The following is a 24,610-nucleotide window of genomic DNA, read 5'->3' as shown; positions in this document are numbered from 1 at the left end:
GCGGTCTACCCGTCAGTACATTGACGCCATGTCCAATAAGCAGGCCCGGCCGGTGGAGTCCGAGCGGATACCGCTCAAGGCCCGCGACGTGTCCTTCTCCTGGGAGGACACACCGCTGCACTGGGTGCCCGGCGACCCGTTCACCACGCACACCATCAACGTGCTGCACCTGCTGCTGCCCGCCGGTGAGCGGTGGTTCGTGCACGTGTACAAGCAGGTGCTGCCGCTGATCCGGGACGACCGGCTCCGCGAGGACGTCATCGGCTTCGTCGGGCAGGAAGCCATGCACTCCCAGGCCCACGACGCGGTCCTGCCGCACCTCAAGGAGCAGGGGCTCGACCCGACGCCGTACACCGCGCAGGTCGACTGGTTCTTCGAGAAGCTGCTCGGCGACCGCACCCTGCCGCCGGGCCGGGCGCGCCGTTGGTGGCTGCTGGAGCGGGTCGCGCTCATCGCGGCCATCGAGCACTACACCGCCTTCCTCGGCGACTGGGTGCTCAACGCCGGTGAGCTGGACCGGCGGGGCGCCGATCCGACCATGCTGGACCTGCTGCGCTGGCACGGCGCCGAGGAGGTCGAGCACCGCTCCGTCGCCTTCGACCTCTTCCAGCACCTGGACGGCGGCTACCGGCGCCGGGTGCGCACCTGGGCGGCCGCCTTCGGCGCGCTGGTGTTCCTCTGGCAGCGCGGGGCGCGCTTCTTCATGGAGAACGACCCCACCCTCGTGGACGGCAGGGCCTCCCTCGGGGAGTTCCACCGCAGCGGCCGCCGCGGCACGCTGCCCACCACCGGCGCCATGCTGCGTTCCGTCCCCCGCTATCTCAGCCGCTCCTACCATCCCTCGCAGGACGGCTCGACGGCCCAGGCCGTCGCCTATCTGGCCGCCTCCCCCGCCGCGTCGGCCGCGCGGAAGGACGGGTCGTGATGCCGAAGCCGCTGACCGTCGCGCTGGTCGCGGGCGCCGCCCTGCTGACCCGGCGGGCGCTGCGCCGCCGTGTGCGGGCCTCGCCGCTGTGGCCCCTGCCCGCCCTGGACCCGCCGGTCTCCGGCCGCCCCCGCGTCCGGGCCCCACGGCCGCTGCTCACCGGGCTCGAGACGATCGCCGAGGGGGTCGTGCAACTGCGTCTTGAGGGCCCTGCCCTGCCGCGCTGGGAGCCGGGCGCGCATCTGGACCTGGTGCTGCCGTCGGGGCTGGTGCGGCAGTACTCGCTGTGCGGCGACCCGGCGGACACCTCCTCGTACACGCTGGCCACCCGGCTGGTGGCGGACGGACGGGGCGGCTCGCGGGAGGTGCACGAGCGGCTCGCCGAGGGGATGGAGCTGGAGGTGCGCGGGCCCCGGAACCGTTTCCCGCTCCTCGCCGCGCCCTCGTACGTGTTCGTCGCCGGCGGTATCGGCATCACCCCGATCCTGCCGATGCTGCGCGCCCTGCCGGACGGGACCGAGTGGCGGCTGCTCTACGGCGGGCGGACGCGGGCCTCGATGCCGTATCTGGAGCAGGTGCGGGAACTCGCCGGGGACCGGCTGACGCTCGTCGCCGAGGACGAGGACGGGCGCCCGGACCTGGACGCGCTGTTCGCCGGTCTGCCCGAGGGCACGGCCGTGTACTGCTGCGGGCCCGAGGGCCTGATGGCGGCGGTGGAGGCGCGGGTGCCGGAGGGCGCCACGCTGCATCTGGAGCGGTTCACCGCCCGTGCGTCCGCCGCGGGGGACGCCGGGTTCGAGCTGGAGCTGCGGCGCAGCGGGCGGACGTTGACCGTCCCGGCCGGCTCCTCCGTGCTGGCCGCCGTGCGGAGCGAACTGCCGGACACCGCCTACTCCTGCGAGCAGGGCTTCTGCGGAACCTGCCAACAGCGGGTCGTGGAGGGCGAGGTCGACCACCGGGACGAGCTGCTGACGGACGCGGAGCGTGCCGACTCGATGCTGATCTGTGTGTCGCGGGCCAGCAGCGACCGGTTGGTGCTCGACATGTGAACGCCGACGGCCGAATTCAATCGGTAAGGTGTTCGTATGACTACCGGGGTTCGCCGCAGGATGGGCGTGGAGGAGCGGCGGCAGCAGCTGATCGGTGTCGCCCTGGACCTGTTCAGCAGGCGCTCGCCGGACGAGGTCTCCATCGATGAGATAGCGGCCGCCGCGGGCATCTCGCGCCCGCTGGTCTACCACTACTTTCCGGGCAAACTCAGCCTGTACGAGGCCGCGTTGAAGCGCGCCTCCGAGGATCTGGCGAGCCGCTTCGCCGAGCCGCACGAAGGCCCGCTCGGGGCCCGGCTGCTGCGGGTGATGCGCCGCTTCTTCGACTTCGTGGACGAGCACGGCCCCGGCTTCTCGGCGCTGATGCGCGGTGGCCCGGCGGTCCCCGCGGACGAAGTCCGCTCGAGGGAACACGTCTCCACCACCAACGCGCTCATCGACTCGGTGCGCCAGGCCGCCTACGAGCAGATGCTCGCGCACCTGGGCGTCACCGACGCTCCCCCGCGCCTGGAACTGGTCGTCCGCAGCTGGATCTCGCTGGCCGAGTCGACGGCGCTGATCTGGCTGGACGGCCGGCGCGTCCCGCGTGCCGAACTGGAGGTCCAGCTCGTGCACGACTTCGCCGCCCTGGCCGCCGTCAGCGCCGCCCACGACACGGACATGGCGCTGCTGCTGCGCACGATGGTGGAGAACGAGCCGGCCGACGGCCCCTTCGCGGAGCTCGTCGGCCGGCTCATCGCCCTGGCTTCCTAGGGTCTTACCGGTCGAACTTCCGGTATGACGCGTCCAGGTCGCGGATCTCGGCGGACCCGTGCACGCTCAGGCCCGCCTCGCCGACGTACTTCTGGAGCAGCTCCAGCACGGCCTCGGTGAGCCGTGCCTTCGTCTCGTCGCTGCGGCCGGCGAGGAGCCCGATGGTCACGTGCACGACGGCGTCCCGCTGTGCCGCCGGGTCCTCGGTGCCGAACACCGTGTAGGCGCTCGGCCGGAACTGCGTCTTGCAGGCCTCCAGCTTCGCCGCCGCGATCCCGGCGGTCGCCTCGTGCAGCTCCCGCGCGAAGCCGGCGCGGTCGAAGGCGGCCTCCATGGTGTGGGAGTAGTCGACGGTGATCTGCGGCATGAGCACTCCTGTCCTAAGGCGTCGGCCCGACCCTACTTGTTCGATGCGCTGAACACCGCCACGGTCCGTGCCGGGACGCTGAACGTGCCCGAACCGGCCGCGTAGGAGGCGGACTTCACCACCGGGTCGGTGCCCGTCGCCTGCACCGGGTGCAGCCGGAAGCGGCTGCCGGCGAGGGCGCCGATCCGCTGCTCCTGCCGCTGCGGGGTGGCGTTGAGGACGACGACCAGATCACCGAGGCGCATGGTGATCACGCCGGGCGTCTCGTCCTTCCCCGACAGCGGGAAGGACAGCCGGTCCTGCACCAGCGCGGCCGTGCCGAGGGAGAAGGCCTTCTCCGAGGTACGGATGCGCAGCAGGTCCTGGTACGCGGCCGAGGCGCCGGTGATCTGCGGGCAGCCCACCTTCACCGTGCTCAGCAGCGGCTTGGCGTACGGCCACTTGGACTCGTTGTCGGCCGCCATGGGCAGCCCGCGTCCAAAGCCGTTGCCGTCCGCGCAGTTCCAGTGGATGGCGTTGAACCAGTCGCCGCTGTCGAAGGAGTTGCGGTCCAGCGACTTCGAGCGCAGCAGGTCGGTGCCCGCCTGGGAGAGCGCCGGGCCCTGCGAGAGGGCGGCCGTGGCCATCGCCAGGACCTGCATGCGGGCCCGGTCGGACGCGGAGGTGTCCTTGGGGAGCTTGTAGGTCAGGGCGTCGAACAGCGACTCGTTGTCATGCGCGTCCACGTAGGCGAGGGCGTCGCCGGGCGCGTCCGCGTAGCCGGCCGGGGCGCCGTTGTAGTCGATCTCGGCGCCGGTGACCTCCTTGCCGGCCGAGTCGGTGAACCGGTACTTGGCGAGGTTGCCGCTCAGCCCGACCTTGATCAGGTCCTGGTAGTGCAGCAGCCGGGCCTTCTGCTCCTCCTCGGTGCCGTTGGCGGTGGAGGAGTTGGGGTCGGTGTACAGCCCGGACGCGAAGCCCTGGACGCCGGGGTCGGAGTCGAAGGGGCTGCCGCCGCGCACCGCGTCACGGGCCCGGTCGGAGAAGGTGGCGATGCCGGTGCCGGCCATGTTCTTCTGCGTGGCCTGCACGAAGCGGGCGTCGTCCGCGACCTCGCCGAAGTTCCAGCCCTCCCCGTACAGGATGATCTTCTTGCCGTCGACGCCGTCCTTCTTGAGGGTGAGCGCGTCGAGGGCCTTGCGGACCGCGAGGATGTTGGCCTTCGGGTGGTGGCCCATGAGGTCGAAGCGGAAGCCGTCGACCTTGTACTCCTTGGCCCAGGTGACGATCGAGTCCACGACCAGCTTGCCCATCATCGCGTTCTCGGTCGCGGTGTTGGCGCAGCAGGTGCTGTTGGCGACCGAACCGTCGGCGAGGAGCCGCTGGTAGTAGCCGGGCACGATCCGGTCCAGCACGCTGGTGTCGGCCTGGCCGCTGGCGGCCGTGTGGTTGTAGACGACGTCCATGACCACCCGGAGGCCGTCCTGGTTGAGCGCCTGCACCATCTTCCGGAACTGGACCGTACGGGCGGTGCCGTCGGGGTCGGTGGCGTACGAGCCCTCGGGGACCGTGTAGTGGTACGGGTCGTAGCCCCAGTTGTAGGCGTCCTTGGCGGCGGTCTTCGCCACGCACTCCTGCTGCTTGTCGGAGTCGGCCGGGTAGGAGGCCAGGTCGCAGTCGGTGCTCGCCCGGTCGGCCTTCTTCTCGGGGATGGTGGCGATGTCGAAGGCCGGCAGCAGGTGCACGTACGAGGTGCCGGACTTCGCCAGCGCGCGCAGGTGCCTGGAGCCGTCGCTGTTCTTGTCGGTGAAGGCCAGGTAGGTGCCCTGGTCCTTGGCCGGGACGGTCTTGTCGGCGACCGAGTAGTCCCGGATGTGCAGCTCCTGGATCTGCGCGTCCTTCAGCGGCACGGCCTTGGGCTTGCGCAGCGCCGACCAGCCGCCCGGCGCCAGGGTCCGGTCGTTCAGGTCGACGACGAGGCTGCGCTCGGAGTCGGCGGTGAGGGCGACCGAGTAGGGGTCGGTGACCTTGTTGGTGACCATCTTGCGGACGCTGGGCGCCCACACCTTCACGACGTACCGGTAGGGCTTGCCCTTCCAGGACGCCGGTCCGGTGACGGACCAGACGCCGGTGGTGGCGCTGCGGTGCATGGGCACCGTGCGGCCGTCCAGTTCGAGCTTCACGGACTGGGCGGTGGGCGCCCAGACGGCGAGCGTGGGCCTGCCGTCGTGGAACACCGGCCCGAGCTCGGCGCCGGTGGCGTCGTAGACGTCGTCCAGCACCCCGGCGATCTGCACGCCGGTCGCGGCCAGCACGGCGCCGTTGGCTGCCCGCTGCGAGGCCACGATCTGCCCGTTCAGGGCGGCGCGCACCCGGTCCCGGTCACGCGGGTCCACGGACCAGGCGGTGTAGTCCTTCAGGTGCGGGAACTTCGCCTTCTGGGCGTCGGTGAGCGCCGTCTTGGTCAGTCGCAGCCAGTGCTCGTCGTCGCTGGTCAGCGTCCCGTCCTTGACGGCGATGGAGCCGTCCGGGGAGTAGAGCAGCTGGGTGGAGGCGGCGCCGTCGGCGCCGTTCCAGGCGACGGTGTTCCGGTCGATCCAGACCGCCTTGGAGGTGGTCAGGTCGAGGGCGGCCGCGCTGCCCGCGGGCTGCGGCAGGAGGTACTGCTCCTGGCCGTTCAACAGCCACACCTCGTGCCCGTCGGCCTTGAGGTCCAGGGACCGGTCGGTCGGGAGATCCTTGTCGTCGCCCTTGTGGATGATGTAGCTGAGGCTGGTGGCACCCTCGGTGAGCGGTACCTCGAAGACCGCGCCATAGGCATCAGTCTTCACCGGCTTCAGGGGGTTCGACCAGTCGGTGGGGTTCGCGGCGCCCGTCCAGACGTGCAGGCCCCAGCCGTCGTAGTCGCCGTCGGCGCGGTGGTAGTGGAGGACCGCCTTGGCGGTGTCCTGGGCCGGGTAGTCGGGCTTCTTGGTGAGTACGTCGTCCTTGCCCTGCTCGATCCACACCTCACCCGTCCTGGTGACGTCGATGGACCGGTCGGCGGAGACGTCCTTGTTGCCGTCCTTGTCGATCACCAGGAAGCCGACGTCGGAGGCGCCGGGCTTGAGCTTGACGTAGGCGAAGGCGCCGTAGGCGTCGCGGCCCACGAAGGGGTGGCTGGCGGGCCAGTTCGTCGCCTCGCCGTCGGCGAGGTCGCCCCAGGCGTACAGGCCCCAGTCGGCGTAGTCGCCGTCCGTGCGCTTGTAGTGGACGACCGCGTAGTCGCGGGAGGAGGCCGTGGGGACCTCGGGGGCGGCCGGGGTGCCGGTGGTGCTGCTCGCCGTGGCGCTCGCGGTGCGCCCGGCCGAGTCGATCACGACCGCCTTGTAGCGCAGGGCGGTGCCGGCCGGTACGTCCTTGCCGATGGCCTGGGTGACCTTGTACGGGGCGTGGTCGGCGGAGCCGAGCGTGCGCCACTTGCCGTTGCCGACCTGGGCGGCGAAGACGACGCGGTTGAGCCGACCGCCCTCGACGTCCGCGCTCGGCTCGACGGTCCCGGTGGCGCCGGCGGCCGGTGCCTTCAGGGTGATCGTCGGCTCGGTGGCCGGCTTGGCGAGGGTGCCCGCGGCCTTGTAGACGACGGTGGTGCCGGCCGGGACGGTGACGGTGAGCTCGCGGTCGGCGTCGGAGGCGCGGGTGCCGTCGGCGCCGTAGAGGCCCCGGTAGGACATGCCGGCCGAACCGGTCGCGAAGGTGGCCGTCTTCGCCTCGTCGGCGTTGTTGAGGGCGACGACGTATTCCTGGCCGGTCCTGGCGTCCGTGCGGGTGAACGCGTAGATCCCGGCGCCGTCGGCTGCGTAGCGCTCGGTCTGGACCCCGTCGGTGAGCGCCGGGTTGGCCTTGCGGAGTTTCGCGAGTCCGGCGATCTGCCGGTACAGCGGGGCGCCGGTGTCGTAGGCGTCGCTCGCGTGGGTGCGGCCGGTGCCGATCTCGTCGTCGTCGAGGTAGTCGGCGACCTTGGAGGCGAACATCGTCTGGCGGGCGTCCTTGTCGCCGCCGGCGCCGGTGAAGCCCTGCTCGTCGCCGTAGTAGACGACCGGGTTGCCGCGGCTGAGGAACATCAGCTCGTTGGCGAGCTTGTCCTTCTTGAGGATCTCGGCGTCGGTGGCCTTGGGGTTGTCCTGCTTCAGGAAGTACCCGATGCGGCCCATGTCGTGGTTGCCGAGGAAGGTGACCTGCTCGTACGCGTTGGCCTTGTCGGTCGTGTACTTGTAGTCGTCACCGTAGACGCCCGCCAGCTTCCGCGCGCTGCCGCCCTGGGAGGCGTAGGCGCGGGCCGCGTCCTGGAAGGGGAAGTCGAGGGTGGCGTCCAGCCGGCCCTGGGTGACGTACGGGGAGGTGACGGAGGTGTCGGCGGAGTAGACCTCGCCGAACATGAAGAAGTTCTTCCGCCCGTGCGCGGCCGCGTAGGCGTCCAGCGCGGTCGCCCACTGGGTCCAGAAGTCCATGTCGACGTGTTTGACGGTGTCGATGCGGAAACCGTCGATGGCGTAGTCCTTGACCCACCGCTGGTAGATCTTCTCCATGCCCCGTACTACCTCGGGACGTTCGGTCCACAGGTCGTCGAGGCCGGAGAAGTCGCCGTAGGTGGTGGACTCGCCGGCGTACGTCGAGTCGCCCCGGTTGTGGTACATCGTCGGGTCGTCGAGCCAGGCCGGGACCTTGCTCCTGCTGGTGACCTTCGGGGTGTAGGGGAAGGAGCCGGCGTCGGTGGCCGGGAACTTCTTCGTGCCGTCGGCGTAGTCGCTGTCGTCGAAGGGCCTGCCGTCCTTCGTCAGGTACGGGAAGGCGCCCTTGGACAGGTAGCCGTAGGACTTCTCCTGGTAGTCCACGACGTCGGCGGTGTGGTTGGTGATGACGTCGAAGAAGACCTTCATGCCCTTGGCGTGTGCCTTGGAGATGAGGGTCGACAGGTCCTTGTTCGTCCCGAAGTGCGGGTCGACCTGGGTGAAGTCGGTGATCCAGTAACCGTGGTAGCCGGCCGAGGCGTTGTCGCCGGTGCCCTGGACGGGGCGGTTCTTGAAGATGGGCGCCATCCAGATGGAGGTGGTGCCGAGCCCCTTGATGTAGTCGAGCCGCTTGGTCAGGCCCTTGAGGTCACCGCCCTGGTAGAACCCCTTGTCGGTGGGGTCGTAGCCGGTGCTCAGGCGCGAACCGGTGAGCCCGCCCTTGTCGTTGGAGGTGTCCCCGTTGGCGAAACGGTCCGGCATGACGAAGTAGAACTGCTCGCGCGTGTCGTCGTGCCGGGCGGCCTGGGCGGCGAGCGCGGCGTCCGAGGGGGGCGCGGGCGGCGGGTCCGCGTGGGCGGACATCGGCTGCACGAGGGCGGCGGCGAGAGCGGCGGCGGTCACGACCGCGGCCCTCCGCCGGTACGGGGTACGGCGCCTCGAGGGCGTCGGCCATCTCGGTATCACAGGCGGGAACTCCTAGCGATTACGGCTCTTCTGGGTCCGACCCCACGCCGCGGCTCGGCTCCGATGCCGGGCGCCCGCGCGACCGTATCGCTCACGAAAGGTTTACAGCAAGAGGGTTGAAACCCATAGCAAATACTTGCACCCGCCTCTCCGCGGCCGGGCGCATCGCGAGGGAGGCTCGGAAGGCACGCGCGAGCAGGGCGAAGGGGACTGTCCCGCCGATCGATTGACGACACAACCGTTGATGCTTCAATCGGGCTTCACGCGCGAGGCGGGATGGGACGGCCGCCGCCCCGGGCACCCCCGGTTGCGGCGCACTGCCCCCGGAGTGAGCGTGGATGGAGGGGTGGCCGCGACGGCGAAGGCGCGGTGCGCCGGGCCGTGCTCGGCGCACTGCCCGGAACCCTCGCCGAAGACCGGACCCACCCGGCTTCCCGACCGGCGCGCCCGCCGTCGCGGGACACGGCGAACGGGTGAAGAGGATTCATGATGGCCAGCACCACCCGAAGACACGTCACGTATCTGGCCGGTGCGTCCGTCCTGGCCGCGGCGCTCGCGTTGCCCCTGGGCCACGCGGCTGCCACGCCGGCGCCTCAGGTCGGCAACCGGACCGCGGCGGACCCGCCCGTTCAGTCCACGCCTCCCTCCCCGGAGCCCCCGTCGCCGACATCTCCTCCACCGGCACCGACCACCGCGTCACCCTCGACGCCTTCCGGTCCGACGACGCCGCCCACCACGCCCTCGGCGACATCGCCTTCCCCGTCCACCACGAGCGGGACAGGGACCCCTGAGCCCACTGACAGCGACACAGCGCGGTCCACTCCCCCTGAGCAGCCGAAGCAGGAGATCGACAAGGCGACGGCGGACCTGGACCGGAAGAAGGACGAAGTGCCCGGGGAACTGGTCCCGAGCGTCGAGCAATTGACCACCGCCCTGCACACGGTGCGGGATCCGCGGACCTCGCCGCAGGAACGGGACGCGGTCATCCGCAGCGCCCAGGCGGTGAGCTCCGCCCTGGAGGTGATCGGTGACCCCCGAACACCTGCAGCGGTGCGGAAGGATCTGACCGGGCTCGTGAAACAGGTGGCCTCCACTCTGGACGCGGCCGGCAACTCCAAAATGCCGCCCGCGGATCGGCAAACGGCCTACTTCGTCGTCGACGGCCTGGCCTCCGATCTCCCCAGGATCAGCGACCGCGGTACGCCGGACGAGGTGCGCAAGCACCACGTCCGGACCGCGAGCCAGACGCTCCTCTTCACGCAAAGGGAAGCGCAGGCGGGTCATACCGATTCCGGGAATCTGCGGCGCGCACGGGCAATCGTGCTGGCAACGCTCACGAGCAGCGACCCCAATACGCCCGACGAGGGGCGCAAGGAACTGGCGCAGAGCGCGTACGAGGCCAGTTCGTCGCTGGACAAGGTCGGCGACCCCAGGGCGTCGGACGAGGAACGCGAAAAGGCGCGCAAGGAGCTGGACAAGCAGGTCGATCGGATGAAGAAGAAGCAGGAGGAAGCGATCTCCGCGCAGGGCCTGCCGGACGTGCGGCTCGGCAAGGCGGCCGAAGTCTGCACCAACTCCATCTTCGAGTACGCCCCGGAGAAGAGCCTCGGCAGGGATCTGAAGGACTTGCTTCCCGAGAAGTGGAACACGGAGGGCGTCAAGGATTTCTGGAAGTCCAAGGAGACGGGCGACGACTTCCTCCACGTCCTCACCCAGTTGCGTAACGACAAGTTCGCCGACGCCGAGCTCGAAATCAAGCGACTCATTCCCAAGCTCGCCGATTCGGTACCGGCGAACGAGCTGTTCGGGGCCCTGGGAACCCCGGCGCTACATTGCCTGCGGGCTGCCCTGCAGCTCGACCAGGACTCGGGTGTCGAGTCGGGCACCTGGGTCAAGATGGCTGAGGAGAAGGAATAGACTTCAGCAACTCTGCCATGGAGGCCTCCGCCTGCGCGTCGATCGTCGCAACACCGTACCTGTCCAGCTCTCGCTTCTCTTGCGAGAAGTTTACACCCTTACCCTGGAAGTGATAAGAGGAAATGGAATACACAGGCCTTTCCGTCGGAGACCAGATCGCCAGGACGTAGCGCGCACCACGGGTCACGTCCACCAGGTTGTTGCCGTTGCGCACCCTGGCGAGATATATGAGCTGCGGCGGGCACGGATTCTCCGCAGAACAGTAGAACCGACCCTCGCTCTTCTTCCATGACGGATGTGGGGTACGGAACTCAGTGGCGTCGATATGCCCCTGGTCCGTCTTTATGTATGTTATTTGCGCTTCGACGTAGAGCAGATCATATCTGGCGCTTCTGGGGATCTGGAACACATGCTCCCGAACGTCTTCCCGCCCGCCTTCGATCACTTGGCCGGGCGCATAGAATCGTCCGCTGCTTATGACGGTAAAGACTGGCTGATCGACGTGGAGTTCCGCCTCCTCGTCGTCCTCATCGACGCTCTTTCGCCACGTGTCCGTCGTCGATGTGCCGCGCTCGGAATACTTGGCGGTCCTGCCGTAGACGGTGAAGTCATCGATGACGACGTACACGGAGAAAGCGCCAGTATTCTTGACGGAGAGTTTCAGCGGGACCTGGACGAATGGGAGCGTGCGGTCCGCCCGCACTGTTCCGAATTCCGTCTTCAGGGTCAGACGTATGGGGGCCACCGCGGGTTGGAACATGGTCGAGTACGCCAGGCTGGTAGCGGTGAGGAGAGCCGGCACAATCACGCCGGCCGCGAATTTCCTGGGCTGCGGCACCCCCTGCCACGACTTCTGCCGGACCAGCAGCCAGAGGGCCCACGCGGACCAGCACCACAGAGGCATGAACGCCAGCATGTAGGGCGTGTACTCCGCCTCCTCCCGCCACATCAGGATGAGAAGGCTGTCGGTGGCCAGCGATATGAGGACGCCGAGCAGGACGACGGCACCGGACACCCGGGACTGCCGTCTCCCCCAGTAGTCGAGCACCGCGACCGCCGCCGCGAGCTGCACCAGACCGGACAGGACGAACAAGGCCCCGGTGAGCCGTTGCGCGAACGTCAGGGCACCGGCGGCGTCCGGCCATCCGATCAGCCCGTTGAGGACCGCGGAAGCGAGCAGTCCCGCTGTCATGAGCGCACCGGTCACCCGGCGCCGGAGGGCCCGGTCGGGCCAGGTACCGCTGTCCCCTCCGCGCCAGCACACCGACGCCGGGTCCGCCAGATCCAGGTCCGGGTACCCGAGGCGGTCCAGCATCCTTCGCAGCTCACGCAGCGACCAGGAGCTGCCTACGGTGTCGTTGCCGATGGTGACCCGGCGCAGGCCACGGCCGTCCGGTGCCTCGACGACGACCCAGGGACGGATACTCATGAGACCAGCCTCGAACCGGTGCCGGAGCCGCGCACGCGCGATTGCTCCGGTCGGCCCCGACGGCCGCGACCGGTCCCACAGCGTCGTGGAGTACCTCCCCCGCCCTGAGGTCGCCGGGGAGATAGGCACCCGCCTCGGGTACGGGTGACCCCGGGGCGGGACGAGGTGGGCGCGGTCAGGGGCGCGTCAGCAGCTCGACTTGCCGGCGTAGATGGCCAGGGCCGTGTTCGAGCCGAGGGTGACCGAGAACTGGCCGCTGGAGTTCACCGTCACCGTGGTGTTGTTCTGGACGTTGCAGTAGGTGCCCGCGGGCAGCGAGGTCTGGTAGGTGCGGGTCAGCGAGGAGGACTCGTGGTTGATGGCCACGTAGCCCTTGGTCCCCCGGGCGAACGCGATCGCGTTGTTGCCGTTGTCCCACCAGTTGGTGACCGACTCGCCCCGGGTGGCGTTGCGGAAGGCGACCATGTTGATGATCTCCGGCCACTTGTGCTGGCACTTCCAGCCGTCCTGCCAGCAGGCGTTGACCTGGCCGCCGTTGGGCGGGCCGGCGTCCGCGTCGGACCACTCGTAGCCGGAGTTGATGTCGGGGGCGCCGTAGGGCCAGGCCAGCATGAAGACGTTGGCCAGGGTGTAGTTGGCGCCGCTCTTGTAGTTGAGGGTGGCGCCGTTGCGCTCGGTGTCGTGGTTGTCGACGAAGACACCGGCCTTGGAGCTGCTCATGTAGCCCCAGCCCTCGCCGTAGTTGGTGAGGTAGGCCAGCTTCTCGTTGTTGAAGACCCGCTTGAGGTCGTAGGCGTAGCGGAACTCCTGGACGTCCCCGTTGCCGGTGTACTCGGTGGGCTGGACGGCCTCGCCCGCGCCGTAGATGACCTCCTGCTTCCAGTAGGCGCCGGGGTTCGTCAGCCGCGACTTGATGTTGGCGAGGTCGGCGCTGTCGATGTGCTTGGCCGCGTCGATGCGGAAGCCGTCGACGCCCAGGGAGAGCAGGTCGTTCAGGTAGCCGGCGATGGTCTTGCGGACGTACTCCTCGCCGGTGTCGAGGTCGGCCAGGCCGACCAGTTCGCAGTGCTGGACGTTCCAGCGGTCCTGGTAGTTGCTGACCTGGGAGGTGCAGTCGTCGAAGTCGTAGGACGAGTACAGGCCCGGGTAGTTGTACTTCGTGTACGACGAGCCGCCGGTGCCGGTGCCGCTGCCCGCCGACATGTGGTTGATCACCGTGTCGGCGACGACCTTCACGCCGGCCGAATGGCAGGTGTTCACCATGTTCTGGAAGGCCGTGCGGTCGCCGAGGCGGCCGGCGATCTTGTAGCTGACGGGCTGGTACGAGGTCCACCACTGCGAGCCCTGTATGTGCTCGGCGGGCGGGGAGACCTGGACGTAGCCGTAGCCGGCGGGGCCGAGGGTGCTGGTGCACTCGCGGGCCACCGAGGCGTAGTTCCACTCGAAGAGCACCGCGGTGACGTCCTTCGTGCCGGGCGGGGAGGCCTGCACGATCGTCGGGGCCATGACAAGAGCAGCGGCCGTGAGGGCGACCGCTCCGGAGAGGGTTCTGCGTGCCATGTGGGGTTCCTTCTTCATCGAAGGGTGTGGGGTACCGCCGAAGGCGCTTGCTGAAATGTTTCAGCAAACTTGCGGTGACGCAGATGTTAAAGGCCCGCTGCCTGAAAGGCAGCGGGCCGGTGTGAAGTTGATGCAAGAAATTTCAGAGGGGGCGTCAGTCCGCCGCGGTCCACCAGACGGTGGTGTCCGCCGGCACCTTCGCCTCGCCGCCGGCCTCGGTCACCTCACCGCTGGCGAGCAGGACGCGGCCGTACGCCGGCATGGTCACCGACTCGCCGGTGGTGTTGGCGACGCACACGAACTCGCCGCGCCGGAAGGCCACCACGCCCTCCGGCGCCCGCAGCCACTCCACCGCCTCGCCCGCGCCCAGACCGGGCTGGGAGCGGCGCAGCCCGAGCGCGGAGCGGTACAGCTCCAGCGTCGAACCGGGCACGCCGGTCTGCGCCTCCACGCTCAGCTCGGCCCAGCTCGCCGGCTGCGGCAGCCAGCTACCGCCGTCGCCGAAGCCGTACGAGGAGCCCTCGCGGGTCCACGGGATCGGCACCCGGCAGCCGTCGCGGAAGCCGTCCTGGCCGGCGCCCCGGAAGTACGCGGGGTCCTGGCGCACCTCGTCGGGCAGGTCCACCACGTCCGGCAGGCCCAGTTCCTCGCCCTGGTAGATGTACGCCGAGCCGGGCAGGGCGAGCATCAGCAGGGAGGCCGCGCGGGCCCGGCGCAGGCCGAGGTCGCGGTCGCCGGCGGTGCGGAGCTGGGTGCCGAGGCCGGGCGGGTTGGCGAAGCGGGTGGCGTGCCGGGTGACGTCGTGGTTGGACAGGACCCAGGTGGCCGGGGCGCCGACCGGGCGCATCGACTCCAGGGTGCGGTCGATGACCGTGCGCAGCTCCGCCGCGTCCCACTCGGTGCCCAGGTACTGGAAGTTGAAGGCCTGGTGCAGCTCGTCCGGGCGGACGTAGTTGGCGGTGCGCTCGACGGTCGGGGTCCACGCCTCGGCGACGAAGATACGCCCACCCGTCTCCCGCCCCCGCCCTTCTGCGGAAGGCCCTTCGGGCCCCATTGCATCGGCGTACTCGTCGAGGACCGTGCGCCACTGGCGGTAGATCTCGTGCACGCCGTCCTGGTCGAAGAACGGCATGACATCGTTGCCCAGCAGCTTGAGCTGCTCGTGCGAGCCGAGGTCGGGCAGGCCGTCGGCCTTCACCAGGCCGTGGGCCACGTCGATGCGGAAGCCGTCCACGCCCACGTCCAGCCAGAAGCGCAGGATGGAGCGGAACTCGTCGCCGACGGCCGGGTGCTCCCAGTTGAAGTCGGGCTGCTCGGGGGCGAACAGGTGGAGGTACCACTCGCCGGGGGTGCCGTCCGGCTCGGTCACCCGGGTCCACGCCGGGCCGCCGAAGATGGACTCCCAGTCGTTGGGCGGCAGTTCGCCGTCCGTCCCCTTGCCGGCGCGGAAGTGGTAACGCTCGCGCAGCGGGGAGCCGGGGCCCTCGGCGAGGGCGCGCTTGAACCACTCGTGCTGGTCGGAGGAGTGGTTGGGGACCAGGTCGACGATGACCCGCAGACCCAGCCCGTGGGCGTCGCGGATCAGGGCGTCGGCGTCGAGCAGGTTGCCGAACATGGGATCGACGGCACGGTAGTCCGCGACGTCGTAGCCGGCGTCCGCCTGCGGGGAGGCGTAGAAGGGGCTGAGCCACACGGCGTCGACACCGAGGTCGCGCAGGTACGGGAGGCGGGAGCGCACGCCCTCCAGGTCGCCCATGCCGTCGCCGTTGCTGTCGGCGAAGCTGCGCGGGTAGACCTGGTAGATGACCGCGTCCCGCCACCAGTCACGGCTGGCGGCGACAGTGGCGACGGCGGAGTCGGTGGCCGGGGCTGCAGAATTCTGCTGGCTCATGGCGTCCTTGATGCGGTGGGGGTCCCCCCGCCCGGGCGGGGCCGGGTGGGGGGCCAGGGGTCAGTGATGGGCGTGTGTGCGGCGGCGGGGACCGGTGCTTGCGAGGCGGCCGCGGTGCCGGCGGGGTCGGATGGACACCGCGGCCGCCTACCCGCGCGCACTGCGGCGCGCGGGAGCTTCCTTCCGGCGGGCGTCAGCCCTTGGTGCCGCCGGCGGTGAGGCCGGTGACGAGGTTCTTCTGCACGAGGTAGAAGAACGCGGACACGGGTATCGCGACCAGCACGGCGGTGGCCGCCATCAGGTTGCGCTGCGCGTCGTGCTCGCTGACGAAGCTCTGCAGACCGACGGCGAAGGTGTACTTGCTGTCGTCGAGCATGAACGTCGAGGCGAAGGCCACCTCACCGAACGCGGTGATGAAGTTGTAGAAGGCGGCGACCGCGAGGCCCGGCTTGGCGAGCGGCAGGATCAGCCGGAAGAAGGTGCCGAACGGGGTGAGGCCGTCGACCCGTCCCGCCTCGTCGATCTCGAACGGGATCGTGTCGAAGTAGCCCTTGAGCAGCCAGGCGCTGTAGGGCACCGCGGTCGAGCAGTAGACCAGGATCAGGCCCAGGTAGCTGTCGATGAGCTGCAGGTCCGACAGGATCTGGTACATCGGCACGATGAGCACGGCGATCGGGAACATCTGGGTGACCAGCAGCACCCACATGAACTTCTTGTAGCCGGGGAAGCGCATCCGGGACACGGCGTAGCCGGTGGTGGCGGCGACGAAGACACCGATGACGGTGGTGCCCAGCGAGACGATCAGCGAGCTCTTCATCCAGTCGAAGAAGCCGGTGTGCAGCAGGACGAACGAGTAGTTGCTGAACGCCATCTTGTGCCAGATGCCGCCCGGGTGCAGGTAGTCGTCCTTGTCCGGGCCGAGGGAGAGGAAGATCAGCCAGGCGATCGGGAAGAGCGCGATCAGGCTCGCGACGATGAGGACGCCGTGGGAGGCGAACTTGGCGAGACGGCCGTTCGCGCCGCGGCGGCGGTCCTTGCGGGCACCCTGCGCCGGGCGCTGCTCGGTGACCGGGGCGGAGGTCTCGACGGTGGTCGTGGTCATGGGGACTCCTGCCTCAGATCGCGAGCTGCTGCTCGTTGCGGTTCAGCCAGCGGCGGTAGAACGAGGTGAAGACGATCAGGATGGCCAGCAGCAGGATGCCGTAGGCGGCCGACTGCGCGAAGTCACGCGGCTGCTGTCCGAAGCCCAGGTAGTAGGACCAGGTGACGAGGATCTGCGCGTCCGGCGCGGTGTTCCCGAACAGCAGGAAGATGACCGCGAACTGGTTGAACGTCCAGATGATGCCCAGCAGGACGACGGTGGAGCTGACGGACCTCAGCCCGGGCAGGGTGACGAACCGGAAGCGCTGCCAGGCGTTCGCGCCGTCCATCTCGGCCGCCTCGTAGAGCGAGGCGTCGATGGACTGCAGGCCGCCGAGCAGGGAGACCATCATGAAGGGCACACCGCACCAGGTGTTGACCATGACGGCGGCGAACCGCTGCCAGAAGGTGTCCTCCAGCCACAGCGGCGCCGGCAGGTGCAGCGCGTTCAGCGCCGAGTTGATGATCCCTCCGTCGGCGAGCATGAAGCGCCAGCCGAAGACGGTGACGAAGGTGGGCACGGCCCACGGCAGGATCAGGATCAGCCGGTAGAAGGTGCGGCCGCGCAGCTTCTGGTTGAGCAGCAGGGCGAGGCCGAGGCCGATGCAGTAGTGCAGTGCGACGCAGAGGGCGGTCCAGGCGATCGTCCAGATGAAGTGCGACCAGAAGCGGTCGTACGCCGTCGGGCCGAACAGGATGTCCTTGTAGTTGTCGAGCCCGATGAACTTGTAGGTGGCGTCGATGTGGTTGACGCCGATGGTGCGGGCGGTGTTGAGGCTGTTGGCGTCGGTGAGCGTCAGGTACAGGCCGTACACCAGCGGGTAGATCACCAGCGCGCCCAGTACGACCGCCACCGGGGCGATCATCACGTAGGCGTACCAGTGTTTCTGGTAGCTGTCCTTGAAGCGCCGGCCCAGCCCGGGCCGAGGCGCGCGGTCACCGCGGCGCTTGCCGGTCGCGCGGTCGATGGCGACTGTCATGGTTCGACACCTTCTGGAGGATCAGGGTTGGGCCGGGCACAGGGCGGTGGCCACCGGATCCTTCCCCCTTCCGGGAGAGGATCCGGCGGCCACCCGGGCTCACTTGCTGAAGTCGGGCACCAGCTTGGCGACGGCCAGCTCGGCGTTGCTCAGGCCCTTGTCCAGCGACTCCTTGCCACCCGCGATCTTGGGCAGCTCGGTGTCCAGCGGACCCCACAGGGAGCTGTACTCGGGCAGCGCCGGGCGGGGCTGGGCGGCGGAGAGGACGCCCTGGTAGCCGGCGATGCCGGGGTCGGCCTTGACCTGGGCGGTGTAGGCGTCGCCGCGGGTCGGCAGGGTGGAGTTCTTCAGGGCGATGGTCTCCTGGGACTTCGCCGAGGTCATGAACTTCACGAACTTCAGCGCCGCGGCCTGGTGGGCCTTGTCGGAGCCGGCGTAGACCGAGAGGTTGTGGCCGCCGGTCGGGGCGCCCGCCTTGCCGGCCGAGCCGGCCGGGACGGTGGCGATGCCGAGGTTGGACTTGTCCTTGAAAGCGCTGCCCTTGTAGAAGTTCGTGATCTCCCAGGGGCCCTGGATGATCGCGGCGACCTTGCCGTTGACGAACGCGTCCTGGATGTGGGCGTAGGCGTCGGCGGTGGTGTCGGCCTTGTGCAGACCCTTGCCGGAGAACAGGCTCAGCCAGGTGCCGTAGGCCTTCTTGGCGGTGGCCGAGTTCACGGTGATCTTCTTGGCGGCGGCGTCGACGGTGTCGGTGCCCTCGCCGTACAGGAAGGACTGGGCGTAGTAGGCCTGGGTGGAGCCCCAGTAGCCGGGCACGCCCGCCTTGGCCTGGACCTTCGCGGCGTCGGACTTCAGCTCGTCCCAGGTCTTGGGAGCCTCGGTGATGCCGGCCTTCTTGAACAGGGCCTTGTTGTAGACCAGGGCGAGGGTGTCGGTGACCAGCGGCACGCCGTAGGTCTTGCCCTCGAACTGGGCCTGCTTGATCAGGTTCGGCTCGAACTTGGCCTGGTCGGCGAGGGCCTCGGTGCCGTCCAGCGGCAGGAAGTAGCTCTTCTTGGCGAAGGCCGGGGTCCAGCCGACCTCGGAGCGCAGCAGGTCCGGGGCACCCTTGGAGCCGGCCGCGGTGTCGAACTTGTTCTGCGCCTGGTCGAAGGGCACGTTGACGTACTTGACCTTGACGTCCTTGTTGGCGGCCTCGAACTGCTGGACCAAGGCCTTGTACGTCGGTGCCTCGTTGGTGGCGTTGGAGGTGTCCCACCAGGTGATGGTGACCGGGCCGTCCGACTTGCTGTCGCTGTCGCCACCGCCGCACGCCGTCGCCGCCAGGGCGAGGGACGCCACCAGCGCGGAGGCCGCTATGCCACGCCGCATGAGTTCTCCTTGAGGGTTAAAGCCCGTGTGATGCAGGGGCGGTCCCGTCCACCGGCCCCGCTGTCTTGCCGACTGCGCCGTTGCGGCGGCCGGGCGACCAGGAACGTAACAGCGTTGTAAGCGCCGCGAAAGACCTTGCAGAAAAAAAGTGCAAGAGAACCCGAGGGTTACCTCGCCGTGACCTGCGGTAGATCCCACCGAAACCCTGATCCGCCGCCGGTACACGGGTTGACGGACACTTGTGCAAGACTCTGCAAGGCCTTGCCATCCGCCTCCGTCGCCGGAATCATCCCCTTGCGAGCGGACACCGGCTCGACAAGGACCTCACAAGGGACCGCGAAGGACGAGGAGCGCGATGAGGCAGCAACCCACGGCAGGTCGTTCAGCCGCCCGCGCACGGCGTCCCGTCGGTGTGCAAGGCGGGGTCCGGCCGGTACAGTCCGGTGCCGTGACCACACGGCTTGCGGATATCGCTGCGCAGGCGGGGGTGAGCGAAGCGACCGTCAGCCGCGTTCTCAACGGCAAGCCGGGCGTCGCGGCCACCACCCGCCAGTCCGTGCTGGCCGCGCTGGACGTGCTCGGCTACGAGCGTCCGGTGCGGTTGCGGCAGCGCAGCGAGGGGCTCGTGGGGCTGATCACCCCAGAGCTGGAGAACCCGATATTCCCGGCCCTGGCCCAGGTCATCGGCCAGGCGCTGACCCGGCAGGGCTACACCCCGGTGCTCGCCACCCAGACCCCGGGCGGGTCGACGGAGGACGAGCTGACCGAGATGCTGGTGGACCGCGGGGTCGCGGGGATCATCTACGTCTCGGGGCTGCACGCGGACACCACCGCCGACATGCAGCGCTACGAGCGGCTGCGGGCGCAGGGCGTCCCGTTCGTGCTGGTGGACGGGTTCTCGCCGAAGGTGCAGGCGCCGTTCATCTCGCCGGACGACCGGGCCGCGATGTCGCTGGCGGTGACGCACCTGGCGTCGCTGGGCCACACCCGGATCGGGCTGGCGCTCGGCCCCAAGCGGTTCGTACCGGTGCAGCGCAAGATCGAGGGCTTCGTGCGGGCGGTGCAGGAGCAGCTGGGGCTCGCCGCGCAGACGGTGGAGACCGAGCTGATCCAGCACTCGCTGTACACCCTGGAGGGCGGCCAGGCGGCCGCGGCCGCGCTGATCGGGCGGGACTGCACGGCAGTGGTCTGCGCGAGCGACATGATGGCGCTCGGCGCGATACGGGCCGCCCGGCAGCTCGGCCTCGAGGTGCCGCGGGACATCTCGGTGGTGGGCTTCGACGACTCCCCGCTGATCGCGTTCACCGACCCGCCGCTGACCACGGTCCGCAAGCCGGTCCCGGCGATGGGGCAGGCGGCCGTGCGCACGCTGCTGGAGGACATCGGCGGCACGCCCGCGCCGCACAGCGAGTTCGTGTTCATGCCCGAGCTGGTGGTGCGCGGTTCGACCGCCTCCGCCCCGGGAGACCGCGCCCGCGGCTGAGCCGGTGCGAGCACGCGTGACGGCCGGGCCGGGACCGCGGACTGGAGCCTCGCGCGTACCCTCGGGGTCTTTCGTCTGGATCATGCCGGGCTCGCGGGCACCGGTGCCGCGCCTCGCCGCGTTCTCGTCGGTCGCCATGGCGCCCTCCTCCGCCTCGCGAGGCTCCCCCACTGTCCGAAAGGCGTGGGAGGTGCCCCCACACCGGACCCCGCTCCCCGACCCGGCCCGACCCGGATGAAAGACCCCAGGACGTGCGGCCGGGAACCGGGCTTGGGATGATCTGTCGGAGAAGTCTTTTCTGGCAGACTCTGTGACTATGAGTGACTCGACCGTGACAGATTCGGAAGGTCGCGAGGAGGTGGCCGTTCCGCGGGCCGTCACGGGCGAGGACAGACAGGGTCGTCGGCACCGTCCGCGCAGCCCGCGCCGGCCCCGGCTGTGGTTCGAGATCCTGCTGATCGCGGTGAGTTACTGGACGTACTCCATGATCCGCAACGCGGTCCCGGAACAGCGGGCGAAGGCGCTGCGCAACGCCGACTGGGTCTGGCGGGCCGAGCACCAGGCGGGCATCGCCGTCGAGCAGTCCGTCAACCACGCCGTCAACACGGTGACTTGGCTGATCGTCGGGATGAACTACTACTACGCCACGCTGCACTTCGTGATCACCATCGGGGTGCTGGTGTGGCTCTACCGCTGGCATCCCGGGCGCTACGCGGCGACCCGGCTGTCGCTGTTCGCGACCACGGGTGCGGCCCTGGCCGGCTACTACCTGTTCCCGCTGGCCCCGCCCCGGCTGATGAACGGCGGCCGCTTCGTCGACACGGTGATGGTGCACCACACCTGGGGTTCGATGGCCTCGGGCGACCTGAAGCACATGTCGAACCAGTACGCGGCGATGCCGTCGATGCACATCGGCTGGTCGCTGTGGTGCGGTCTGACGGTCTTCGCGCTGGCGTCGGTGCCGTGGGTGCGGGTGCTGGGACTGGTGTACCCGGTGGCGACCCTGCTGGTGATCGTCGCCACCGCCAACCACTTCTGGCTGGACGCGGTGGGCGGGGCCGTCTGCCTGGCCTTCGGCTTCACGGTGGCCCGGCTCTGGTACGGCAGCCTGCCGTACGAGCTGCCGAGGCTGGTGCCGTCGCGGGCCGCGGCGCGGGCTCAGGCACCGTCCGCGTAGAACTGCTGCTCCACGACCGTGCGCGCCCTGCGGGCGGTTCGGCGGTACGCGTCCAGCATGTCCCCGGCGTGCCCTGAGCCGTAGCCGAGGTAGCGGCCGACGGCGGCCAGATCGCGCGGCTCGGTGGGGAAGGTGTCGCCGGCCCGGCCGCGGACCAGCATGACCGCGTTGCGCACCCGGGTGGCCAGCACCCACGCCTCGTCCAGTACGGCCGCGTCCTCGGCGGAGAGCAGGCCGGCCTCCTGGGCGGCGGCCAGAGCGGCGCGGGTGCGGGTGGTGCGCAGACCTGGCTCGCGCGCGCCGTACCGGAGCTGGAGCAGTTGCACGGTCCACTCGACGTCGGACAGTCCGCCGGGGCCGAGCTTGGTGTGCAGCTTGGGGTCGGCGCCACGCGGGAGCCGCTCGGACTCCATGCGGGCCTTGAGCCGGCGGATCTCCCGGACCGCGTCCTCCCCGAGCCCCGCGTGCGGGTAGCGCAGCGGGTCGATCAGCTCGGTGAAGCGGCCGCCCAGATCGTCGTCCCCGGCGACCGGCTCGGCCCGCAGCAGCGCCTGCGACTCCCAGACCAGGGACCAGCGGCGGTAGTAGGCCTCGTACGACTTCAGGGTGCGCACCAGCGGCCCGGACTTGCCCTCGGGACGCAGACCGGCGTCGATGAGCAGCGGCGGGTCGGCGCTGGGGAGCTGCAGCAGCCGGCGCATCTCGGCGACGACCTTGTTGGCGGCCGCCGTGGCCTCCTGCTCGGCGACGCCGTCCCGCGGTTCGTGCACGAACAGCACGTCGGCGTCGGAGCCGTAGCCCAGCTCGTTCCCGCCGAAGCGGCCCATGGCGATGATCGCGAACCGGGTGGGCAGGGTGTCGCCCCAGCCCTCGCGGACCACCGCGCGCAGGGTGCCGGCCAGGGTGGCGGCGGTCAGGTCGGAGACCGCGGCGCCGACCCGGTCCACCAGAGCGCCCTGGTCGGCCTCGGCGGCGCTGGTCTCGGTGCCGTAGGAGCCGACGATGTCCGCGGCGGCCGTGCGGAACAGCTCGCGGCGGCGGACGCCACGGGCCGCGGTGACGCCCTGGGCGGCGTTCTCCGCGCGGCGCACGGCGGCGAGGACCTCCTGCTCGAGCTGGCCGCGCTCGCGGGGCTCCAGGCCGCCGCCACGGTCGCCGTCGCCGAGCAGCGCCACCGCCTCGGGGGCGCGCATCAGCAGGTCGGGGGCGAGGCGGCCCGCGGACAGGACGCGGGCCAGGTTCTCGGCGGCCGCGCCCTCGTCCCGCAGGAGCCGCAGGTACCAGGGGGTCTTGCCGAGCGCGTCGGAGACCTTGCGGAAGTTGAGCAGGCCGGCGTCCGGGTCGGCGGAGTCGGCGAACCAGCCGAGCAGGACGGGCAGCAGGGTGCGCTGGATGGCCGCCTTGCGGGTCACTCCGGAGGCGAGGGCCTCCAGGTGGCGCAGGGCGGCGGCCGGGTCGGCGTAGCCGAGGGCGACCAGGCGCTCGCGGGCCGCCTCGGCACTGAGCCGTGCCTCGCCGGGCGCGAGCTGGGCGACCGCGTCGAGCAGCGGGCGGTAGAAGAGCTTCTCGTGCAGCCGCCGTACGACACCGGCGTGCCGCTTCCACTCGCGCTGCAGGCCGGTCACCGGGTCGGTGCGCAGGCCCAGTGAGCGGCCGAGGCGGCGCAGGTCGGCCTCCGCCTCGGGGACGAGGTGGGTGCGGCGCAGCCGGTAGAGCTGGATGCGGTGCTCCATGGAGCGCAGGAAGCGGTAGGCCTCGTCGAGGCGGGCGGCGTCCTCGCGGCCCACGTAGCCGCCGGCCGCGAGGGCCCGCAGCGCGTCCAGGGTGGTGCCGCTGCGCAGGGTGGCGTCGGTGCGGCCGTGCACGAGCTGCAGGAGCTGTACGGCGAACTCGACGTCCCGCAGCCCGCCCGGGCCGAGCTTGAGCTGGCGGTCGAGCTCGGCGGCGGGGATGTTCTCGATGACCCGGCGGCGCATCCGCTGCACGTCGGCGACGAAGTTCTCCCGCTCGGCGGCCTGCCAGACCAGGGGGCCGAGGGCGTCGGCGTAGGCCTTCCCCAGCTCGGCGTCACCGGCGACCGGGCGGCCCTTGAGCAGGGCCTGGAACTCCCAGGTCTTGGCCCAGCGCTGGTAGTAGGCGAGGTGGCTGCTGAGGGTGCGCACCAGGGGGCCGTTGCGGCCCTCGGGACGGAGGTTGGCGTCGACGGGCCAGATGGAGCCCTCGACGGTGGTCTCCGAGCAGATCCGCATCATGTGCGAGGCGAGCTTGGTGGCGGACCTGAGCGCCTTGTCCTCGTCCGCGCCGTCGGCCGCCTCGGCCACGAAGATCACGTCCACGTCGGAGACGTAGTTCAGCTCGTGGCCGCCGCACTTGCCCATCGCGATCACCGCGAGGCGGCAGACGGCGGCGTCCTCCGGGGCGGCCTCCCGGGCCTGGGACAGTGCGGCGCGCAACGTGGCGGTGGCGAGGTCGGCCAGTTCGGCGGCGGTGTCGGCGACGTCGATGGTGCCGCAGACGTCCCGGGCGGCGATGGAGAGCAGACAGCGGCGGTAGGCCACCCGGAGGGAGACGGCGTCGGTGGCCTCCGCGAGGCCCCGCTCGAACTCCTCCACTCCGGGGTGCAGGTCCCGGGGCTCGTAGGTGACCAGGGCCTGCCAGTCGCCGGCGTGCCGGGCGAGGTGGTCGGCGAGGGCGGCGGAGGCGCCGAGCACGCCGAGCAGGCGGTCGCGCAGCGGCTTGGCCGCGGTCAGGGTGTCCAGCAGCTCGCGGCGGGCGGTCGGGGCGGGCTGCGCCTCGAGCAGCCGGACCAGTCCGTGCAGGGCGAGGTCGGGGTCGGCGGTGGCGCCGAGGGCCTCCAGCAGCACCGGGTCGTCGCGCACCGGTGCCAGCTCGACGCTGTCCAGGAGGCGCTCGGCGTCGGACGGATCGGTGAAGCCGTGCCGCAGCAGCCGCGTGAAGGTACTGCTCCTGCGCCCCGGCGTCATGCCCGGCCTCCCCTGCGATCCGTCCACCTCGTCCTGCGCCGAGCCTAACCGCAGTGGGGCCGGGACCGCCTGATGCCGGCGGCGGGGCACCCGCGTGAGCGAGGGCGGCACCCAGCAGTTCACCCGCTCTTCATCCGCGGGGTTCGGGC

Annotated in this window: 15 protein-coding genes; 6 read left to right on the top strand and 9 right to left on the bottom strand. The window is 70.2% G+C overall.

Annotation, left to right across the window (positions count from 1 at the left end; genetic code table 11):
• Positions 1-28: 28 nt before the first annotated feature.
• The 3 genes from ACFVVO_RS29855 to ACFVVO_RS29845 are packed head-to-tail and all read left to right on the top strand — an operon-like array spanning position 29 to position 2,727.
• Positions 29-925 carry a metal-dependent hydrolase gene (locus tag ACFVVO_RS29855; RefSeq protein WP_390059001.1) on the top strand — a complete coding sequence of 299 codons (897 nt, stop codon included), beginning with the start codon at positions 29-31 and terminating at the stop codon, positions 923-925.
• Positions 925-1,974, top strand: a complete 1,050-nt coding sequence (locus tag ACFVVO_RS29850; RefSeq protein ID WP_390059000.1) for a PDR/VanB family oxidoreductase — start codon at positions 925-927, stop codon at positions 1,972-1,974. Before ACFVVO_RS29855 ends, ACFVVO_RS29850 begins: the two co-directional genes overlap by 1 nt.
• 36 nt (positions 1,975-2,010) lie before the next feature.
• Positions 2,011-2,727, top strand: coding sequence for a TetR/AcrR family transcriptional regulator (locus ACFVVO_RS29845; RefSeq protein ID WP_390058999.1), 717 nt, complete (start codon positions 2,011-2,013; stop codon positions 2,725-2,727).
• Positions 2,728-2,731: 4 nt separating this feature from the next.
• Here ACFVVO_RS29845 and ACFVVO_RS29840 read toward each other — a convergent pair whose 3' ends face one another.
• Both ACFVVO_RS29840 and pulA read right to left on the bottom strand, forming a co-directional pair.
• Positions 2,732-3,094, bottom strand: a complete 363-nt coding sequence (locus tag ACFVVO_RS29840) for a 5-carboxymethyl-2-hydroxymuconate Delta-isomerase (protein ID WP_390058998.1) — start codon at positions 3,092-3,094, stop codon at positions 2,732-2,734.
• A gap of 32 nt (positions 3,095-3,126) precedes the next feature.
• Positions 3,127-8,529, bottom strand: coding sequence for a pullulanase-type alpha-1,6-glucosidase (gene pulA, locus ACFVVO_RS29835; protein WP_390058997.1), 5,403 nt, complete (start codon positions 8,527-8,529; stop codon positions 3,127-3,129).
• A gap of 489 nt (positions 8,530-9,018) precedes the next feature.
• Between pulA and ACFVVO_RS29830 the strand changes: the two genes are divergently transcribed.
• Positions 9,019-10,446, top strand: coding sequence for a hypothetical protein (locus tag ACFVVO_RS29830; protein WP_390058996.1), 1,428 nt, complete (start codon positions 9,019-9,021; stop codon positions 10,444-10,446).
• On the opposite strand, the gene ACFVVO_RS29825 is transcribed toward ACFVVO_RS29830, so the two are convergent.
• The 6 genes from ACFVVO_RS29825 to ACFVVO_RS29800 all read right to left on the bottom strand — a co-directional run bounded on the left by ACFVVO_RS29825 (position 10,421) and on the right by ACFVVO_RS29800 (position 18,817).
• Positions 10,421-11,875 (bottom strand): hypothetical protein, encoded by a 1,455-nt coding sequence (locus tag ACFVVO_RS29825; protein WP_390058994.1) that lies wholly within the window; start codon positions 11,873-11,875, stop codon positions 10,421-10,423. The genes ACFVVO_RS29830 and ACFVVO_RS29825 overlap by 26 nt on opposite strands.
• A gap of 186 nt (positions 11,876-12,061) precedes the next feature.
• The gene (locus ACFVVO_RS29820; protein WP_390058993.1) at positions 12,062-13,435 is read right to left on the bottom strand and encodes an alpha-amylase family protein; all 1,374 of its coding nucleotides are present in this window, start codon (positions 13,433-13,435) and stop codon (positions 12,062-12,064) included.
• 154 nt (positions 13,436-13,589) lie between these two features.
• Positions 13,590-15,326 (bottom strand): glycoside hydrolase family 13 protein, encoded by a 1,737-nt coding sequence (locus tag ACFVVO_RS29815; protein ID WP_390058991.1) that lies wholly within the window; start codon positions 15,324-15,326, stop codon positions 13,590-13,592.
• A gap of 193 nt (positions 15,327-15,519) precedes the next feature.
• Positions 15,520-16,428, bottom strand: a complete 909-nt coding sequence (locus ACFVVO_RS29810) for a sugar ABC transporter permease (protein ID WP_390058990.1) — start codon at positions 16,426-16,428, stop codon at positions 15,520-15,522.
• Between the two features lie 13 nt (positions 16,429-16,441).
• Positions 16,442-17,446, bottom strand: a complete 1,005-nt coding sequence (locus ACFVVO_RS29805) for a carbohydrate ABC transporter permease (RefSeq protein WP_390058988.1) — start codon at positions 17,444-17,446, stop codon at positions 16,442-16,444.
• Positions 17,447-17,545: 99 nt separating this feature from the next.
• Positions 17,546-18,817, bottom strand: a complete 1,272-nt coding sequence (locus tag ACFVVO_RS29800; protein ID WP_390058987.1) for an extracellular solute-binding protein — start codon at positions 18,815-18,817, stop codon at positions 17,546-17,548.
• 448 nt (positions 18,818-19,265) lie between these two features.
• Here ACFVVO_RS29800 and ACFVVO_RS29795 point away from each other — a divergent pair, with 448 nt between their 5' ends.
• Positions 19,266-20,300 (top strand): LacI family DNA-binding transcriptional regulator, encoded by a 1,035-nt coding sequence (locus ACFVVO_RS29795; protein ID WP_390058986.1) that lies wholly within the window; start codon positions 19,266-19,268, stop codon positions 20,298-20,300.
• Between the two features lie 316 nt (positions 20,301-20,616).
• On the top strand, positions 20,617-21,477 hold the full coding sequence (locus ACFVVO_RS29790) for a phosphatase PAP2 family protein (protein WP_390058985.1): 861 nt from the start codon (positions 20,617-20,619) through the stop codon (positions 21,475-21,477).
• Here ACFVVO_RS29790 and ACFVVO_RS29785 read toward each other — a convergent pair.
• Positions 21,459-24,461, bottom strand: a complete 3,003-nt coding sequence (locus tag ACFVVO_RS29785; protein ID WP_390058984.1) for a bifunctional [glutamine synthetase] adenylyltransferase/[glutamine synthetase]-adenylyl-L-tyrosine phosphorylase — start codon at positions 24,459-24,461, stop codon at positions 21,459-21,461. The genes ACFVVO_RS29790 and ACFVVO_RS29785 overlap by 19 nt on opposite strands.
• Between the last annotated feature and the right edge of the window lie 149 nt (positions 24,462-24,610).

The sequence above is a fragment of the Streptomyces sp. NPDC058145 genome, assembly GCF_042884245.1.
GTDB lineage: Bacteria > Actinomycetota > Actinomycetes > Streptomycetales > Streptomycetaceae > Streptomyces.
Note: the sequence above shows the minus strand (reverse complement) of the source record. Positions and strands in the feature narration are given on the sequence as shown.